General features: G+C 35.7%; 17 protein-coding genes. 13 read left to right on the forward strand and 4 right to left on the reverse strand.

The window, feature by feature from the left end; genetic code table 11:
- The first annotated feature begins 58 nt into the window (after positions 1-58).
- From NAT50_RS00935 to NAT50_RS00960, 6 genes are all read left to right on the forward strand, one after another.
- Positions 59-2,044 (forward strand): urocanate hydratase, encoded by a 1,986-nt coding sequence (locus tag NAT50_RS00935; RefSeq protein ID WP_250590561.1) that lies wholly within the window; start codon positions 59-61, stop codon positions 2,042-2,044.
- Between the two features lie 73 nt (positions 2,045-2,117).
- Positions 2,118-2,651 carry a DUF4136 domain-containing protein gene (locus NAT50_RS00940; RefSeq protein ID WP_250590563.1) on the forward strand — a complete coding sequence of 178 codons (534 nt, stop codon included), beginning with the start codon at positions 2,118-2,120 and terminating at the stop codon, positions 2,649-2,651.
- A gap of 197 nt (positions 2,652-2,848) precedes the next feature.
- Entirely contained in the window at positions 2,849-3,235 is a 387-nt protein-coding gene (locus NAT50_RS00945; protein WP_250590565.1) for a group III truncated hemoglobin, read from the forward strand.
- Positions 3,236-3,257: 22 nt separating this feature from the next.
- A complete protein-coding gene (locus tag NAT50_RS00950) occupies positions 3,258-4,310 on the forward strand; it encodes a DUF6340 family protein (RefSeq protein WP_250590568.1) in 1,053 nt (350 codons plus the stop codon).
- A 95-nt stretch (positions 4,311-4,405) separates the two neighbouring features.
- Positions 4,406-6,163 carry an aromatic amino acid hydroxylase gene (locus NAT50_RS00955; RefSeq protein ID WP_250590570.1) on the forward strand — a complete coding sequence of 586 codons (1,758 nt, stop codon included), beginning with the start codon at positions 4,406-4,408 and terminating at the stop codon, positions 6,161-6,163.
- Between the two features lie 61 nt (positions 6,164-6,224).
- Positions 6,225-6,533 (forward strand): rhodanese-like domain-containing protein, encoded by a 309-nt coding sequence (locus NAT50_RS00960; protein WP_250590572.1) that lies wholly within the window; start codon positions 6,225-6,227, stop codon positions 6,531-6,533.
- Between the two features lie 36 nt (positions 6,534-6,569).
- Here NAT50_RS00960 and NAT50_RS00965 read toward each other — a convergent pair whose 3' ends face one another.
- Together NAT50_RS00965 and NAT50_RS00970 are read right to left on the reverse strand one after the other, a co-directional pair.
- Positions 6,570-7,181: a DUF4230 domain-containing protein gene (locus tag NAT50_RS00965; RefSeq protein ID WP_250590575.1), complete on the reverse strand. Its 612-nt coding sequence runs from the start codon at positions 7,179-7,181 to the stop codon at positions 6,570-6,572.
- A 2-nt stretch (positions 7,182-7,183) separates the two neighbouring features.
- Positions 7,184-8,134 carry a GSCFA domain-containing protein gene (locus NAT50_RS00970; protein WP_250590577.1) on the reverse strand — a complete coding sequence of 317 codons (951 nt, stop codon included), beginning with the start codon at positions 8,132-8,134 and terminating at the stop codon, positions 7,184-7,186.
- Between the two features lie 121 nt (positions 8,135-8,255).
- On the opposite strand from NAT50_RS00970, the gene NAT50_RS00975 reads away from it, so the two are divergent.
- Together NAT50_RS00975 and NAT50_RS00980 are read left to right on the forward strand one after the other, a co-directional pair.
- A complete protein-coding gene (locus tag NAT50_RS00975) occupies positions 8,256-10,001 on the forward strand; it encodes an ABC transporter ATP-binding protein (protein ID WP_250590579.1) in 1,746 nt (581 codons plus the stop codon).
- Position 10,002: 1 nt separating this feature from the next.
- Positions 10,003-10,377 carry a RidA family protein gene (locus NAT50_RS00980; RefSeq protein ID WP_250590581.1) on the forward strand — a complete coding sequence of 125 codons (375 nt, stop codon included), beginning with the start codon at positions 10,003-10,005 and terminating at the stop codon, positions 10,375-10,377.
- Positions 10,378-10,433: 56 nt separating this feature from the next.
- Here the strand turns inward: NAT50_RS00980 and alaS are convergent, their stop codons facing one another.
- Positions 10,434-13,079, reverse strand: coding sequence for an alanine--tRNA ligase (gene alaS, locus NAT50_RS00985; protein WP_250590584.1), 2,646 nt, complete (start codon positions 13,077-13,079; stop codon positions 10,434-10,436).
- A gap of 262 nt (positions 13,080-13,341) precedes the next feature.
- Here alaS and NAT50_RS00990 point away from each other — a divergent pair, with 262 nt between their 5' ends.
- The 5 genes from NAT50_RS00990 to NAT50_RS01010 all read left to right on the forward strand — a co-directional run bounded on the left by NAT50_RS00990 (position 13,342) and on the right by NAT50_RS01010 (position 16,721).
- Positions 13,342-14,316, forward strand: a complete 975-nt coding sequence (locus NAT50_RS00990) for a M23 family metallopeptidase (protein WP_250590587.1) — start codon at positions 13,342-13,344, stop codon at positions 14,314-14,316.
- Positions 14,317-14,371: 55 nt separating this feature from the next.
- Positions 14,372-14,704 carry a MerR family transcriptional regulator gene (locus NAT50_RS00995; RefSeq protein ID WP_250590590.1) on the forward strand — a complete coding sequence of 111 codons (333 nt, stop codon included), beginning with the start codon at positions 14,372-14,374 and terminating at the stop codon, positions 14,702-14,704.
- 225 nt (positions 14,705-14,929) lie between these two features.
- Positions 14,930-15,535, forward strand: a complete 606-nt coding sequence (locus NAT50_RS01000) for a LemA family protein (protein WP_250590592.1) — start codon at positions 14,930-14,932, stop codon at positions 15,533-15,535.
- On the forward strand, positions 15,535-15,972 hold the full coding sequence (locus tag NAT50_RS01005; RefSeq protein ID WP_250590595.1) for a TPM domain-containing protein: 438 nt from the start codon (positions 15,535-15,537) through the stop codon (positions 15,970-15,972). Before NAT50_RS01000 ends, NAT50_RS01005 begins: the two co-directional genes overlap by 1 nt.
- A complete protein-coding gene (locus NAT50_RS01010) occupies positions 15,972-16,721 on the forward strand; it encodes a TPM domain-containing protein (protein WP_250590597.1) in 750 nt (249 codons plus the stop codon). Before NAT50_RS01005 ends, NAT50_RS01010 begins: the two co-directional genes overlap by 1 nt.
- A 23-nt stretch (positions 16,722-16,744) precedes the next feature.
- Here NAT50_RS01010 and NAT50_RS01015 read toward each other — a convergent pair whose 3' ends face one another.
- Positions 16,745-17,530, reverse strand: a complete 786-nt coding sequence (locus tag NAT50_RS01015) for an SDR family oxidoreductase (protein WP_250590599.1) — start codon at positions 17,528-17,530, stop codon at positions 16,745-16,747.
- Positions 17,531-17,545 lie beyond the last annotated feature (15 nt).

Consider the following 17,545-nt stretch of genomic DNA (forward strand, 5'->3'; position numbering starts at 1 on the left):
AAAAAAAACAGATGAAGAACAACTTGATTAAATAAACAGAATAATCCAAAGATCAAAAATGACTTTTCAAGAACAAATTTTAGAAGGAATCCCTTCAATCTTACCCAAACCAAAAGCATACGAAGCTCATATCAATCACGCTCCGAAACGCAAAGAAATTTTATCAGACGAAGAAATGAAATTAGCTCTTAAGAATGCTTTACGCTATTTTGAAGCGAAACATCACGAAGAACTAATACCTGAATTTAGAGAAGAGCTTCAAGAATATGGTCGAATCTACATGTATCGACTACGTCCAGATTATGAGATGAAAGCTCGCCCTATTTCAGAATATCCTGGTAATAGTGAGCAAGCCAAAGCGATAATGCTTATGATTCAAAATAACTTGGATTATGCAGTAGCACAACACCCGCATGAATTAATAACCTATGGCGGTAACGGTGCTGTTTTTAGCAATTGGGCTCAATATCGTCTGACTATGAAATATCTAGCGGAGATGACCGATGAACAAACCTTAGTGATGTACTCGGGACATCCTATGGGTTTATTTCCATCACACAAAGAAGCACCAAGAGTTGTAGTAACCAATGGTATGATGATTCCCAACTATTCTAAACCGGATGATTGGGAAAAATTTAATGCTTTAGGCGTTACCCAATACGGTCAAATGACAGCAGGAAGTTACATGTATATTGGCCCGCAAGGTATTGTGCATGGTACCACCATTACCGTTTTAAATGGTTTCCGAAAAATCAAAAAAAATCCAACAGGCGGATTGTTTGTCACCTCTGGTTTAGGAGGAATGAGTGGCGCACAACCAAAGGCAGGAACAATTGCTGGATGTATCACAGTTTGCGCAGAGGTAAATCCAAAAATCACCAAAATTAGACACGAACAAGGCTGGATACACGAAATTATTGAAGACCTCAACGTATTAGTTACAAGAGTAAAATCAGCAATAGTTAAAAAAGAAGTCGTTTCCATTGCTTATTTAGGAAATGTTGTAGACGTCTGGGAAAAATTTGACGAGGAAAACATAACCATCGATTTGGGATCGGATCAAACTTCCCTTCATAATCCTTGGGCTGGAGGCTATTATCCGGTAGGCATTTCGTTTGAAGAATCTAATGAAATGATGGCCAACAACCCCGAGAAATTCAAAGAAGAAGTACAAAAAACTTTACGCCGACATGCTGCAGCAATCAATAAACACACTGCAAAAGGCACCTATTTCTTCGATTACGGTAATGCCTTCTTGCTAGAAGCTTCTAGAGCTGGAGCTGACGTTATGGCTGAAAATACAACATTAGGAAGAGAGTTCAAATACCCTTCGTATGTTCAAGATATTATGGGACCTATGTGTTTTGATTACGGATTTGGACCCTTCCGATGGGTTTGTACTTCAGGTAAACCCGAAGATTTAGCAAAAACGGATGCAATTGCTTGCGCTGTTTTAGAAGAAATGATGAAAAACGCTCCTGAAGAAATCCAACAACAAATGGCCGATAATATTCAATGGATCAAAGGAGCCCAAGAAAACCAATTGGTTGTAGGATCACAAGCCCGAATCTTGTATGCTGATGCAGAAGGTCGAATGAAAATTGCCGAAGCCTTTAATCAAGCCATTGCTTCAGGTGAAATTGGCCCAATAGTCTTAGGTCGTGATCATCATGATGTTTCTGGAACCGACTCTCCTTATAGAGAAACCTCTAACATTTATGACGGCTCAAGATTTACAGCCGATATGGCTATTCACAACGTTATTGGAGATAGTTTCCGAGGAGCTACTTGGGTTTCTATTCACAACGGCGGTGGTGTTGGATGGGGAGAAGTGATTAACGGAGGATTCGGAATGTTACTGGATGGAAGTAACGATGCTGACAGACGCTTAAAATCGATGTTGTTTTGGGATGTGAATAACGGAATTGCAAGAAGAAGTTGGGCACGTAACGAAGGCGCTGTATTTTCTATAAAAAGAGCAATGCAAGTGGAACCTTTGCTAAAAGTTACTTTACCTAATTTTGTTGACGAAAATTTACTATAACTTGAATAACAGTTTTTTAGCCTATATTCGGTATGATTTTTGCGGTAAATTTATTAATCAAACATATTACAAAATGAAACTAATTAATTTACTTTCCTTAGCAACTTTATTTATTCTTACCTCTTGTAGTTCGGTAAGAGTAAATGCTGACTACGATAAAAATATTAATTTTAGTCAGTACAAAACGTATGCTTTTCACAAAAGCGGTATCGATAAAGCTGAAATTTCTGATTTAGACAAGAAAAGAATTTTACGTGCCATTGATGCCCAAATGACCGCCAAGGGGTTTACCAAAAGTGAAACTCCTGATTTATTGGTAAATATTTTCACCAAAGAAAGAGAAAAAGTTGATGTAAACACCTACTACAATGGTTGGGGTTACGGATGGAGCTACGGGTGGAATCCTTATTTGTGGGGAGGAAGAACCTATGTCTCTTCTTCTACCGAAGGCACATTATTCATTGACCTGATTGATGCTAAAAGCAAAGAGTTAATCTGGCAAGGAATAGGCACCGGATATTTGTCACATGACACCGAGAAAAAAGACGAAAGAGCGAATGAATTTGTAACTCAAATCTTGTCTCAGTTTCCTCCACAAAAAAAATAATTATAAAGCTGTCTCCAAAACAATTGGGGATAGCTTTTTTTCACTACTCGCTTGAAATTCGATAAAACACATAAGTTCATTCGAATTACTCGATTCTAATCCTATTTTTTATTACACTTGTTCCAACGGTGTGGCAATAACATTTATCATGTTTCATCTGAAAATGAAATTTTAAATTTGCTCAAATTATTTTTACAATGAAAGACATTCAAAACTTAGATGATATCAAACAAATGGTTGACACTTTTTATGACAAGGTAAAAGTAGATCCGCTTATTGGTCCGATATTTAATGGAGTAATTAAAGATCGATGGCCAGAACATTTACAAAAAATGTATGGTTTTTGGGAAACTGTATTATTAGATGTGCACAGCTATTCCGGAAGTCCCTTCCCTCCTCATGCCAAAATGCCTATAGAACAAATTCATTTCGAGCGTTGGATTTTACTTTTCATCAACACTGTAGATTCTCTTTTTGTAGGAGAAAAAGCAGAAGAGGCGAAATGGCGCGCCGAAAAAATGGCGGAAATGTTTCATCATAAAATAGAATATTTTAAAGCCGCTGGTCATAAACCTCTTATTTAACCATCATTAAGCCGTCCCACTTATGACAAACATAAAATTACCTACTCTTTCATTATTCTTTTTATTTTCTATTTCTTTACTAAGTTGTAGCTCTACCAATCTGATGACTTTACGTGTCACTGAACCTGCGCCAATTTACTTGGAATCTAAAGGAAAGACCGTTGGTATTATCAACAGGACTGAACCTTCTAAAGACACTAAAACTTTGGATGAAATTGACAAGATCTTATCGTTAGAAGGAAAAAAAATAGATGCAGAAGCTTCGCAACGCATCATCTCTGGATTACAAACAGAACTAATCAGAAATAATGGTTTCAAAGAAGTAAAAATTGTTGAGGATTCTAGTGTAAAAAACAGTGGCTTGGATATTTTTCCTGCTGCATTATCTTGGGAAACTATTACCAAAATGGCACAACAAAACAATATAGACTATCTCTTGGAATTATCTTTTTTAGACACTGATACTAAAGTAGATTATAAAACCACCACTTCGCAAGCTAGCGCTATAGGTGGTTTAAAAATCCCTATTATAGAACATCAGGCCACGGTAAATACGATTATAAAAAATGGATGGCGCATCTACGATACCCAAAACAAAATCATAGTAGATGAATCTGTACTTCATAAAGGTGTGACATCTGTTGGAAGAGGAATCAATCCTGCTAAAGCCATAGAAGCTATCGTTGGAAGAAAAGAAAGCGTATTGGATTTGAGTTATAAAAACGGGCAAGAATATGCTTACAAGACTCTTCCTTATAATATTAGAGTGTCACGAGATTATTACGTAAGAGGCACACCCAATTTTGAAATCGCAAAAAGAAGAGCACAATCTGGAAACTGGGATGGTGCCGCAGAACTTTGGGTGAAGGAAGTGAATAACTCTAATCCAAAAATTGCAGGAAGAGCTTGCTATAATATGGCCATCAGCAGTGAAATTAATGGTAACATCGAAAAAGCAATCGAATGGGCAGCCAAATCTTACAGCGATTACGGCGATAAATTAGCTTTACGCTACATTAATGTCCTAAAAAACAGAGCGCATAGAAATAACATTCTAAACAACCAGAAGCAGTAGCCTTCTTCCCGGTTTTATTTTGTTATTTTAACCCTTAAATATATTGCCACTATGTAGCGCAATTATTAATTTTACAAAATAAAAGAATACATCGCATGGAAACGCATTTTGAAAGCAATCCTTTGATTGACAGACTACCGGATCATTTAAAGCAGTTCATCAAACCTCAAAACTATGAGGATTATACTCCTATTAATCAAGCGGTATGGCGTTATGTAATGCGTAAAAACGTAGACTATCTGGGCAAAGTCGCACATGAATCTTACTTGGACGGTCTTAAACAAACCGGTATTTCCATCGATAATATACCGAATATGTATGGTATGAATCGAATTCTCAAAGAAATCGGTTGGGCTGCGGTGGCCGTAGACGGTTTTATTCCTCCCAATGCTTTCATGGAATTTCAAGCCTATAACGTATTGGTTATTGCCTGCGATATCAGACAATTAGAACATATCGAATACACCCCTGCACCGGATATTATTCACGAAGGAGCTGGACACGCTCCAATTATAGCTAACCCGGAATATGCAGAATATTTAAGACGTTTTGGAGAAATTGGATGCAAAGCCATTTCATCCGCTCGTGATTATGAATTGTATGAAGCGATTCGTTTGCTTTCCATTTTAAAAGAAGCTGAAGATACTCCAGCCGAAGAAATCAGAAAAGCCGAGGAGCGTGTCGATTATTTACAAAACAATATGGGCGAATTGTCAGAAATGTCGCGCATCAGAAATTTACATTGGTGGACAGTTGAATATGGTTTAATTGGAACCCTTGAAAATCCTAAAATATACGGCGCTGGATTACTTTCTTCTATCGGGGAGAGTGCTTGGTGTATGACCGATAACGTAAAGAAACTCCCTTACGACATTCAAGCTGCCGATGTGAGTTTCGACATTACAAAACCGCAACCTCAACTATTTGTTACTCCAGATTTTGCCAAATTGAGTATGGTTTTAGAAGAATTTGCTAACAAAATGGCACTACGTACCGGAGGTTTGTCTGGTGTAAAAAAACTAATCGACTCTACATCTTTAGGTACTATTGAATTAAGCACCGGTTTACAAATCTCTGGAATATTCTCAAATGTAATTGAATGTGAAGGCAAACCCGTATATATTCAAACAGCGGGAAAAACTGCACTATCCTATAGAGAAAAAGAATTGGTCGGTCATGGAACCGAATACCATGCAGAAGGCTATGGTTCTCCTATTGGAAAATTAAAAGGAATCAACCTTGCCATTGAAGATATGAGTCCGAGAGATTTAAGTGCTTATGACATTCACGAAGGAGAACAAGTTACTTTGGAATTTGAAGGTGATATTACAGTTTCTGGTGAAATTATAACCGGAACCCGAAATATCCAAGGCAAAATATTACTAATCAAGTTCAAGAACTGCACCGTTACTCATAGAGAAACTGTATTGTTTCAACCGGAATGGGGAATATACGATATGGCAGTAGGAAAAGAAGTTGTTTCTGCATTTTCAGGACCGGCTGATGTAAAAAGTTTTGATATGATTAGCCATGTTCCTTCTAGCCAAACTATAAAACCCAAAAAATCGGCCGAAAGAGAAGAATTGGAAACATTGTATCAAAATGTTAGAAATATCCGCGAAAACAAACCTAGTACTATCACTCTTAAAGAAGCTTTCGCAGCAGTATCTGCGAATCATCCTTACGATTGGTTACTTTCTGTGGAGATAGTAGAATTGGCGCATCAACAAAATTTGACCGATTTGACTGAAAAAGTTTTAGCACACCTTGAAAAACTAAAACACACTAGACCCGAAGTGGCACATTTAATTAATGGCGGTTTAGATCTTATTTTTGAAAAAGAAACTGTTTAGTGACAAAAGTTACTGACTTTCCTATATCGATGCCCGTATCTTTGATAAAAAATATTAAGATATGGGCATTTTAGATTTATTCGGTTTAGGAAATAAAACCAACGATATCAAAGAATTTGTAGAAAAAGGAGCTGTAATTATCGATGTTAGAACTCCAGGCGAGTACGTATCGGGACATATAAAAGGCTCGAAAAACATTCCATTAGATACGATTTCGTCTAAAATTAACGAAATTAAAAAGCTTAACAAGCCTGTCATTGCTTGTTGCAGAAGCGGAATGAGAAGTGGACAAGCTACATCAATTTTAAAACAACACGGAATCGAATGTATTAACGGTGGCGGATGGGATAGCCTACAAGCTAAACTATAATCATAAAAATATAAAAGGCTGTTTAATAACAGCCTTTTATATTTTAAATTCTTTTTCCGTTTTAATTTCCTGACCTTGGTATTCTACCTTCCACCCTACAGTATGGGTCACTAACAATATTTTTGACAATTCGCTAATCAATCGATTTTTAGCATTGGTTTTTAACGTTGATTTTTGGATTTTTTTGGCTAAATCGGCTTTAACTTTTTTCGTTATATTATTAAAATCGGCTCCAGTAAACTCGTTGAATTTACTTTGTTCAATATCATAATACTGAATATCCGGACTTATTTTAATTTCTTCTTTAGGAATATTTATGATCTTGATTAACTTGTTTTTCTCGTCTATTTCGTACTTCATTTGACGTAAATCATACGCCACAGTCACATCGGAATTCACAATGACCAACGCTTTTTTATCAAAGGAAATCAATCCTCCAAAATACTTATTCTGATCTTTAAATGTAAGCACTTGAGAAAAGTGACCTTCTGTTACTACAAGCTTTCCAACATTTTTGATTTGTTCCTGAATTAAATTCGAATTGTATTCCGTAGAATTTTCTTCTTCTGAAAAGATATACTGGTAGGCAAAAAAAGCTAAAATCAAGAATAATAGCCCGAAGAAAAGTTTTTTATAAAGATTTACCATAATTAAAAAGAAATATGAGGTAACTTATTCACTAAAGTATTTATTTTTTCCTGAAGATTCGCTAAAAATTTTTGATGCGCCTCTGATTCAGGTGTAAAAGATCTATGATGCAATCCTTTCTGTACTGTTTCAATTTCTTTGAGCGTTAACAAAGTAGATTCATTAAAATACATTCTACTAAAACATTCCCAAATATAATCGATTGCTACTGTGTTGGGATGCAACCAATCTCTATCATAAAAGCGATAATCGCGCAACTCGTCCATTACAATTTCATAGGAAGGAAAATAATCAAAGGTTGGATTTTTGAAATCAAAAGCCTGATACAATGCCGCAAACAAATGACTTTTACTCACATTATTTTCAAAAAAACCATCTTTAATATGACGGACAGGCGAAACTGTAAATACGAATTTCACCTTCGGATTAATAGATTGCATCAGCGTTACTATATTTTGCAAACTCGTAACATTTTGAGCCACCGAAAGCAACTCTTTAGTAAAGGCTTTCTGAGGAACTTTATGACAATTTGCCACAATTTTATCAGATTCCTTAAATCGATACACCCAAGAGGTTCCCAAAGTAATTAAACAATGAGAGATTGTAGCAATGTAAGCATGTGTTGAATCTAGTAATTGATTCAGTGTTTCTAAGAAAATTTCTTTGTTGGGATGTGAAAGTTCAGAATGTACTTCAAAACAATGCCACAAATCATTATGATGAAAAACATCTTCTTCTGTGAAATACTTTTGATGAACCGTTCGATCAACTAATTTTTCTAAAGAGACTACATTAAAAACTATCCCAAACGGATTAACTTTATTTTTAAACTTATAGTAGTCCAACTTCCGTCCTATATTTTCAGCAAAACAAGAACCCAATAACAGAAGGTCTGACTGATAATCAATTTGAAAATCGCTTGTAGCAACCGGTATTTCTGTTCTAAACTGCATTAGGGCAATAATTTTATCAAAAATACAAAATATTAAGCTTAGTATTTTAACAATTTATTACCTCTATAATTTCATATTTTTGCATGACAAAACAAGCCCTAGCGCTACTTCTTAAAATTTTATGAAATTACTATATAGTTATTTAAAAAATCACAAAGCCTTATTATTCCTCGCTTTATTCATGGCTGCCTTGAATATTTGTTTTAGCCTAAGTGACTCTGTTATCACAGGTAAATTAATGCAAGATTGCGGCGTGGGAATTGCTAAATACAAAGGAAATGAACTCGGTTTCATCAAAGCCGTAGCGTTTTGGTTGGGACTATCTATTGTTATTGCAATGGTTTCCAGAATCACTAAAAATTTCCAAGATTATTTTACAAATATTGTGATTCAACGTACGGGAGCGGCTATGTATACAGAAGGAATTAAAAAGTCATTGGATTTACCTTTTGCCCAATTTGAAGACCAACGCAGTGGAGAAACATTAAACAAATTACAAAAAGTTCGAATTGATTCAGAAAAACTAATCAACCTCTCTATTTCTCTAGTCTTTCAAACAGTAGTCGGATTTGTATTTGTTTTCATTTATATCGCCCAAATCGATGTGAAAATTGCATTCATTTTCATCGTGACGGCTCCTATTATTGGTTTCGTAAGTTCTTATTTAGGTAAAAAAATCAAAGAAGTTTCCAAGACGATTGTTAAACAAACTAATGCCTTGGCGGGTGCCACTACTGAAAGTTTACGTAATATCGAATTAGTAAAAAGTTTAGGTTTAACTCATCAGGAAGAAAACCGTTTAAATCTGAATACTTTAAAAATATTAAAACTTGAATTACAAAAGATTCGTTACATCCGAAGTTTGAGTTTTATTCAAGGTACGACCGTACATTTTATGCGTACTTTGGTGGTATTTACTTTATATTATTTTGTATTTCAAGGCAAAATAGTCGTGGGTGATTTATTGACCATGACGTTCTTCACCTTCTTCATCTTCAATCCGTTGCAAGAAATGAGTCAGTTTATCATTGTCAAAAATGAAACTAAAGTTTCGTTAGATAATTTTAAAAATCTATTGGAGAAAGAATCGGAATACAAACCTGCTAATCCAACTAAAATTGGTACGATTGAGAAATTGACATTCTCCAACGTCAGTTTCCAACACCAAACGGCCAATTTCAAAGCGGTGGAAAACATTTCCTTTGACATTAAAAAAGGAGAAACCGTTGCTTTTGTGGGGCCATCTGGTTCTGGAAAAACTACTCTGGTAAAATTATTAGTTGGACTTTACAAACCTAATGAAGGTTCCATAGCTTATAATGACATTGATGAAAAAGAAGTCGATTTATTAGAATTGAGAAAACAATTAGGATTTGTAACCCAAGATGCACAACTATTTTCGGGAACTATTCGTGAGAATTTACTCTTCGTAAAACCGAATGCAACCGATGAAGAATTGTTGCATGCCTTAGAACAAGCGAGTTGTCAAAATTTATTAAACCGTGCTGAAAACGGATTAAACACCACTATTGGTGAAGGCGGAATTAAAGTTTCAGGTGGTGAAAAACAACGTTTATCTATTGCACGAGCGATACTTAGACATCCTAATCTATTGATTTTTGATGAAGCTACCTCAGCCCTAGATTCAATTACCGAAGAAGCCATCAATGAAACCATCAAATCCATTTCTAATCAAGAGCGAATTACGATATTAATCGCCCATCGATTATCTACGATAATGCATGCCGATAAAATCTTTGTTTTGGAAAAAGGACACATTATAGAACAAGGAAAACACCAAGATTTAGTAGACAGTAAAGGATTATATTATGCCATGTGGCGTCAACAAATAGGAGAACGCAAATAAGATGTTTAAAAAAGAATATTTAGAACCTAACGCAGGTTTTTCACAAGTCGTGAAAGTAGAAACCAATGAAACGGTAACGCTTTATATTTCAGGACAAATTGGAACGGGAACGAATTTAGAAGAACAAAGTATTTCTACTTTTAAAAATTTAGAAACTTTGTTACATCAATGCCAAGCGACTTTTAAAGACGTGGTAAAAATGAATACGTATATCGTTAATTTTAATCCACAGGTTGATTTACCCGTTTTTAGAAAAGTCCGTGCTTCTTTTTTAGGTGAAACTTATTATCCTGCGAGTACTTTAGTTGGAGTAACTGTTTTAGGCAATCGAGAATGGTTGATTGAAATTGAAGCAATTGCAGTGATTAAAAAATAATAAAACCCACCTAGAATTTAATCTCTTAGTGGGTTTTAAAATATTAATAGTATAAATTACTTCACAAAATCAACAGCTTTTTCCAACGCTTCTTTTACCCCTGCTGGATTTTTACCCCCTGCAGTTGCGAAGAATGGTTGGCCTCCACCACCTCCTTGAATATATTTCCCAAGTTCACGAACTACTTGACCGGCATTTAAACCTTTAGCTTCCACTAATTCTTTAGACACATAACACGTTAACATTGGTTTGTCATCGCTTACTGTAGCTAAAACTAAGAATAAATTATCTTTATTTTGTCCTAATTCGTAAGCCAAGTCTTTAGCTCCATTAGCATCTAAATCCACTTGAATTGCCAAGAAATCTACTCCGTTTACATTTTGTATTTGAGTCGCTAATTCCCCTTTTAAGTTTTTCGCTTTTTCTTTAAGTAATTGCTCTACTTGTTTTTTCAATTTGGCATTCTCTTCTTGTAGCGAAACCACCGATTTGATTATATCTTGTGGATTTTTTAAGGTTTCTTTTACCTCAGCAACTAAGCTTTCTTGATTAGCAAAGAACTCTTTCACGGCGTTATTAGTAATCGCCTCAACACGACGAATTCCTGCCGCCACAGCTCCTTCTGATACAATTTTAAAATACCAAATGTCTGCTGTATTTTTCACATGGATTCCTCCACATAATTCCATACTTTCACCAAACTTAATCGCACGCACATTATCACCATATTTCTCTCCAAATAAAGCCATAGCCCCTTCTTCAATTGCCTGCACAAACGGAATACTTCTTCTTTCAATTAATGGTAAGTGCTCCTGAATACGAGCGTTTACAAAATTCTCCACTTGTTTCAATTCTTCCTCAGTTACTTTTGCGAAATGAGAAAAGTCGAAACGTAAATAATTTGGAGCTACTAACGATCCTTTTTGCTCCACATGCGTTCCTAAAACAGAACGTAAGGCTTGATGCAATAAGTGGGTAGCGGAGTGATTACTCGCACATAAAGCACGTAATTCCGTATTCACTTTGGCTTGGAATATAGCATTTACATTTTCAGGTAATTGCTTAGCAAAATGTAAGATTAAGTTATTTTCTTTTTTTGTATCAATGATTTCAATAGTCTCATTAGCCGAAACCAAAACACCTTTATCTCCTACTTGTCCACCGCCTTCTGGATAGAACGGCGTATTATCTAAAACAATTTGGTACAATACCCCATCTTTTTTAGAATCTACTTTACGGATACGGGTGATTTTTACTTCATTCTCCGTTTGGTCATACCCTACGAAAGTTTCTACATTTCCTTCAATTAAGACCTTCCAATCTTCCGTAGAAACTTCAGAAGCCGCACGTGAACGCGCTTTTTGTTTTTCTAATTCAGCATCAAATTCTGCCTCATTGTATGAATAACCTTTTTCTTTTAAAATTAAAGCCGTTAAATCTTTAGGAAAACCGAAAGTATCATATAATTCAAATACTTTTTCCCCTTTTACTTCTTTACCGGCTGTTTCAGCTACCACTTTTTCTAATAATTGTAACCCTTGCTCCAAAGTTCTTAAGAACGAAGCTTCCTCTTCACGAATTACTTGCGTTACTAAATTTTGTTGAGCTTTAATTTCAGGGAAAAACTCACCCATTTGTGTTGCTAAAACTGCAACTAGCTCATTAATGAATGGCTCTTTTTTGTTTAAGAATGTAAATCCGTAACGAATCGCACGACGTAAGATACGACGAATCACATACCCCGCACCTGTATTGGAAGGCAACTGCCCGTCTGCAATTGCAAAAGCAACAGCACGAACGTGGTCTACAATTACACGAATCGCAATATTAACTTTGTTTTGCTCTTGCCCTTCGACTCCGCTCAGGGTGACAGAGTTATTCGTATATTTTAAACCTGTGATTTGCTCTACTTTTTCGATAAGTGGCGTAAATACATCAGTATCATAGTTAGACGTTACGCCTTGCATCGCCATACACAAACGCTCAAATCCCATTCCGGTATCTACGTGTTGGGCTGGTAATTTTTCTAGAGAACCGTCGGCTTTACGGTTGAATTCCATAAATACGTTGTTCCAAATTTCCACTACTTGTGGATGGTCGGCATTTACTAAGTCTCTTCCTGAAACTTTCGCTCTTTCCTCATTAGAACGTAAATCGATATGAATTTCAGAACACGGACCACATGGACCTTGGTCACCCATTTCCCAGAAATTGTCTTTTTTGTTTCCTAAGATGATGCGATCTTCAGACACATATTGTTTCCAAATATCGAAAGCTTCTTGATCAAAAGGTACATTTTCAGATGGATTTCCTTCAAAAACCGAAACATACAAACGATCTTTATCTAATTTCAATACTTCCGTTAGGAATTCCCATGCCCAAGCTAAAGCTTCTTTTTTGAAGTAATCGCCAAAAGACCAGTTTCCTAGCATTTCGAACATGGTATGGTGGTACGTATCAAAACCTACATCTTCTAAATCGTTGTGCTTTCCTGAAACACGAAGACATTTTTGAGTATCGGCGATACGTGGACTTTTTGGAGTTCCGTTTCCTAAGAAAAACTCTTTGAACTGCGCCATTCCTGAATTGTTAAACATCAAGGTAGGATCGTCTTTTAAAACGATAGGTGCAGAAGGAACAATTAAGTGGTCCTTACTTTTAAAAAAATCTAAATACGCTTTACGAATGTCTTGTGATTTCATTTATACTTTTTGTTTAAATGCTTAAGGTCAAAAACTGAAATTAGTCAACCTTAAAAATACTTTTATTTTTTATCGATAATCCCGACCATAACAAATCCCAAGGAAGCAATCTGATTAACAATACATTAGAATACAAAACAACGAAACTCAGCTAAGAATTTCATTCCGATTCTTAAAGTTCAAGCATTAAAAAAATTTATCTTTTTGGGTAATATTTTGTTACTTTGTAATAATGTGTGCAAAAATAGTACATTTTTAAAGAATGGGGAAAGTAAAATATTATTTCGACACCGAAAATTTAGCCTACCGAAAAATCAAACCCAAAAAAGGTAGAAATATAGGTTACATTGCCTTGTTTTTAATCGCTTCGGCGTTATTTGGATTTTTATCATTTTTTATCGCTTCAAATTCCAATTATTTTGAAACGCCAAAAGATAAAATCCAAGCGCGTCAGATCGAAAACATGAAGATCAATTATGCTCTTTTGAATGAAAAAATTGATCAATTGGATGAAGTTATTGCCGCAATGCAAGAGCGTGACAATAATATCTACAAAGTTTATTTTAACTCGGCCGGTTTTGAAAAAGACGAGAAAGATAGTATTAATGCTAAGGCGACCTTCAAGCAATTGTTAACCTACGACAATCAGGAAATTATTAATTTTACCAATAAAAGAGTCGACAAAATTGCCAAAGAATTAGCAATGCAATCGAAATCACTAGACGAAATTTTACGATTAGCTAAAAACAAAGAGAAATTTCTCTCTTCTATTCCCGCCATACAACCCGTTAAAAACGAACAACTAAAACGCATGGCTTCCGGTTATGGTTACCGAAGTGACCCTTTTACCAAAGCGCGTAAGATGCACAAAGGAATGGATTTTACTGCACCAACAGGAACTCCCGTTTTCGCTACGGGCGACGGTGTTGTTCGAAGAGCTGATGCTGGGGCCTCAGGATTTGGAAATCATATTGTAATTAATCATGGTTTTGGCTACGAAACGGTCTATGCTCACTTAAGCCGATACAATTGTAGACCTGGTAAACGAGTAAAACGAGGAGACATCATAGGTTTTGTTGGAAGTACCGGTCGAAGTCAGGCACCACACCTGCATTATGAAGTCCATAAAAACGGAAAAGTAGTCAATCCTATCAACTTCTACTATGGAGATATTTCTGCTGTAGAATACACCGCTATTGCAAAAATGGCAACCCAAGAAAATCAATCATTTGACTAGGATTAGGTCATATTTATTGTTCTCAATAGTATATAAAAGAATTTAAATAATCGAAATGCATATAAACCTTCCGGAAAACAAACGTTATTACAGTATGGGCGAAGTAGCCACCGCTTTTGGTGTTAACCAATCCTTAATACGTTTTTGGGACAAAGAATTTGACATTTTAAAACCTAAAAAAAATGCCAAAGGCAATCGTATGTTTAGTCCTGAAGACATAAAAAATCTTCAATTGATTTACCATTTGGTAAAAGAAAGAGGATTTACTTTAGAAGGCGCCAAAGTACATTTAAAAGAAGGTCAAAAAGCAACGATGGATAAATTTGAGATCATCAGAAGACTGGAAGCCATCAAAACACAATTAACAAACATTAAAAAAGAGTTGTAATCAACAGATTTAATCTAAACTCAAAAAAGCAACCTTTTTACTTTCCATTTATTTTTCGATTGTCCTTGAAAAAAAATCAATCTCTTTAATTCTTGAAATTTCATGGTCGTAGAATTTTTTTTGACTTAATCTCCTCAAAAATTAATCGAACTATTTCGTAACTTTTTTTCTTTTTTTACGTCTAATTATCAAATTGAATAACTAAAACTTAAAACATAGCAAATCATGAGAAAATGGATTATTCCAACCGTAATTATTGCAATATTAGTATTTTGGGCAATTTCATCCTATAATGGACTTGTAGGGGTTCAAGCAGATGCTAAAACCGCTTGGTCTAAAGTAGAAAGTGCTTACCAAAGAAGAAGCGATTTAATTGGAAACTTGGTTAAAACTGTACAAGGAGCTGCCGATTTCGAAAAAGGCACCTTAACCGCTGTTATTGAAGCGCGTGCCAAAGCAACTTCTATAACAATAGACCCAACCAACGTTACTCCAGAACAATTAGCTCAATTCCAACAAGTACAAGACGGTTTAAAAGGATCTTTATCTAGATTATTGGTTACTGTAGAGCAATATCCTGATTTAAAAGCCAACCAAAACTTTTTAGAATTACAATCTCAATTAGAAGGTACCGAAAACCGTATTAATGTAGAAAGAGACCGTTTTAACGATGCCGTTAATGTTTATGATAAAAAAATCAAAACTTTCCCTTCCGTAATTTTTGCAAAATTATTCGGATTTAATGAGATGGCTCGTTTCAAAGCTGAAGAAGGTGCTGAAAAAGCTCCTGAAGTAGATTTTGATTTTGGCAACAAAAAAGAAACTAAATAATGTCTAAAACCGAAGATTTCTTAACCAAAGCCGAAGAACAAGAAATTGTAGAAGCTATTATTTTAGCCGAAAAAAATACTTCGGGAGAAATTCGCATACATATAGAAGAAAATAGCACTAAACCTCCTCTCGAAAGAGCTCAGGAGGTTTTTCATCTTTTAGGCATGGACAATACCCAACTTCGAAACGGTGTCCTATTTTACATTTGTATGCAAAGTAGAAACTTCGCAGTCATTGGCGATAAAGGAATTAATGATGTGGTCGAGGCTGATTTTTGGGATTGTACCAAAGACACTGTGATTTCGCATTTCAAACAAGGCAAATACAAAGACGGTTTGGTAAGCGGAATTTCGAGAGCTGGAGAACGCCTCAAAAAACATTTCCCTTTTGAAGATGGCGATAGCAATGAATTGTCGAACGAAATCTCAAGAGGATAATGAAAAGAATTATTCTACTATTCAGTGTCTTGTTTACAGTTGCATTACAAGCACAACTTAAAATTCCTAACAAACCATCTTTTATACCTCCTGTAATAGATAGCACCAATACTTTGACTGAAAGTCAGAAAAGTAACCTATATCAAAAGTTAAAGATTTACTCCGACAGTACTTCTACCGAAGTTTTGGTAATGATTGTTCCCACTACCCAAGGAGAAAGTATTGCTCGTTACGCCACTGATCTAGGACAAAAATGGGGAATAGGCCAAAAAGGCAAAGACAATGGAATTGTCGTTTTAATTGCCAAAAATGACCGAAAAATTTCCATTCAAACAGGATACGGCATCGAACATTTACTTACCGACGCGCTTTCACGAAGAATCATCGAAAAAGAGATTAAACCGTACTTTAAAACCGGGAATTACTACGAAGGCATCGACAAAGGAACTACCGCTATTTTTAAAGTTATCCAAGGTGAATACAAAGGCGAACCCAAAAAAGAAAGTGATGGCTCAGGATTCATATTCTTGGTATTTTTGGTAATTCTAATCTTACTAATCCTTTCTAAAGGTAGAGGAAACCGTAATGGTGGAAATTCCGGCGGATTAGATCTAGGTGACATCATTATCCTTAGCAGCCTTGGAAGAGGCAGCGGCGGAGGTGGCAGTTGGGGATCTTCTGGCGGTGGCTGGGGAGGATTTGGTGGCGGCGGTGGCTTCGGTGGCGGTGGAGCTAGCGGTGATTGGTAATTTTTCTTATCAATCGCGAAACACTATTTCACTTTACTCCTTATCACAAAATAATGTAAAAAAGTAGGAAAGAAACGCTTTATCAAAACACCAAGCGTTTCTTTTCCTCCTATATACACTTCAAATTTTTGTTTTTCTATCGCTTTTATCATTTTTTGAGCAAAAACCGGAACCGTCATACCATTTTGAGTGGCTTCATCATCCGTAAGTTGTTTTGATCCATCTCCAACAAAAGCATTCTTAGCTACATTGGTCTGAATAAATCCAGGACAAACAAGAGTGACATTTATTCCATCTTTTTGATGTTCCATGCGCATGACATCAAAGAAACCATGTAAAGCGTGTTTTGCACCACAATAACCGGAACGGTACGGTGAACCAAATTTTCCCATTAGACTGGTTACTACCGCATAATGACCACTATGATTTTCTATAAAATGTGGTAAAATAGCTTTTGCCAAGGCTACATTAGCCAAATAATCGACTTCAATTAATTTTCGATCTACTGAAAAATCAGTTTCTGCTATTAAAGAACGTTGACTTACACCTCCATTGAGAATCAGAAGGTCAATTTTTCCAAAAAAAGAAATCGCTTTTGCCACTTGCTCTTTCATCGAATCTAAATCAGCCAAATCAAAAGGTAAGATCTCAACTTCAGTTTGACATTGTTTTTTGAGATTTTGCAATGCTTCAATACTTCTAGCCGATACAATTAGCTTGCATTTTTTTTCTGCCAAAGCATACGCTAATCCTTCTCCAATACCTGAAGAAGCTCCAGTAATCCAGACAACTTTATTGTCTAATTTCATAACACTTTATTTTTG

This window comes from Flavobacterium luminosum (assembly GCF_023635005.1).
GTDB classification, from domain to species: Bacteria; Bacteroidota; Bacteroidia; order Flavobacteriales; family Flavobacteriaceae; genus Flavobacterium; species Flavobacterium luminosum.

Bases quoted from the DNA above. Each gene is read 5' to 3' on its own strand.
- NAT50_RS00935 (WP_250590561.1), top strand. From the start codon at position 59: ATGACTTTTCAAGAACAAATTTTAGAAGGAATCCCTTCAATCTTACCC.
- NAT50_RS00940 (WP_250590563.1), top strand. From the start codon at position 2,118: ATGAAACTAATTAATTTACTTTCCTTAGCAACTTTATTTATTCTTACC.
- NAT50_RS00945 (WP_250590565.1), top strand. From the start codon at position 2,849: ATGAAAGACATTCAAAACTTAGATGATATCAAACAAATGGTTGACACT.
- NAT50_RS00950 (WP_250590568.1), top strand. From the start codon at position 3,258: ATGACAAACATAAAATTACCTACTCTTTCATTATTCTTTTTATTTTCT.
- NAT50_RS00955 (WP_250590570.1), top strand. From the start codon at position 4,406: ATGGAAACGCATTTTGAAAGCAATCCTTTGATTGACAGACTACCGGAT.
- NAT50_RS00960 (WP_250590572.1), top strand. From the start codon at position 6,225: ATGGGCATTTTAGATTTATTCGGTTTAGGAAATAAAACCAACGATATC.
- NAT50_RS00965 (WP_250590575.1), bottom strand. From the start codon at position 7,181: ATGGTAAATCTTTATAAAAAACTTTTCTTCGGGCTATTATTCTTGATT.
- NAT50_RS00970 (WP_250590577.1), bottom strand. From the start codon at position 8,134: ATGCAGTTTAGAACAGAAATACCGGTTGCTACAAGCGATTTTCAAATT.
- NAT50_RS00975 (WP_250590579.1), top strand. From the start codon at position 8,256: ATGAAATTACTATATAGTTATTTAAAAAATCACAAAGCCTTATTATTC.
- NAT50_RS00980 (WP_250590581.1), top strand. From the start codon at position 10,003: ATGTTTAAAAAAGAATATTTAGAACCTAACGCAGGTTTTTCACAAGTC.
- alaS (WP_250590584.1), bottom strand. From the start codon at position 13,079: ATGAAATCACAAGACATTCGTAAAGCGTATTTAGATTTTTTTAAAAGT.
- NAT50_RS00990 (WP_250590587.1), top strand. From the start codon at position 13,342: ATGGGGAAAGTAAAATATTATTTCGACACCGAAAATTTAGCCTACCGA.
- NAT50_RS00995 (WP_250590590.1), top strand. From the start codon at position 14,372: ATGCATATAAACCTTCCGGAAAACAAACGTTATTACAGTATGGGCGAA.
- NAT50_RS01000 (WP_250590592.1), top strand. From the start codon at position 14,930: ATGAGAAAATGGATTATTCCAACCGTAATTATTGCAATATTAGTATTT.
- NAT50_RS01005 (WP_250590595.1), top strand. From the start codon at position 15,535: ATGTCTAAAACCGAAGATTTCTTAACCAAAGCCGAAGAACAAGAAATT.
- NAT50_RS01010 (WP_250590597.1), top strand. From the start codon at position 15,972: ATGAAAAGAATTATTCTACTATTCAGTGTCTTGTTTACAGTTGCATTA.
- NAT50_RS01015 (WP_250590599.1), bottom strand. From the start codon at position 17,530: ATGAAATTAGACAATAAAGTTGTCTGGATTACTGGAGCTTCTTCAGGT.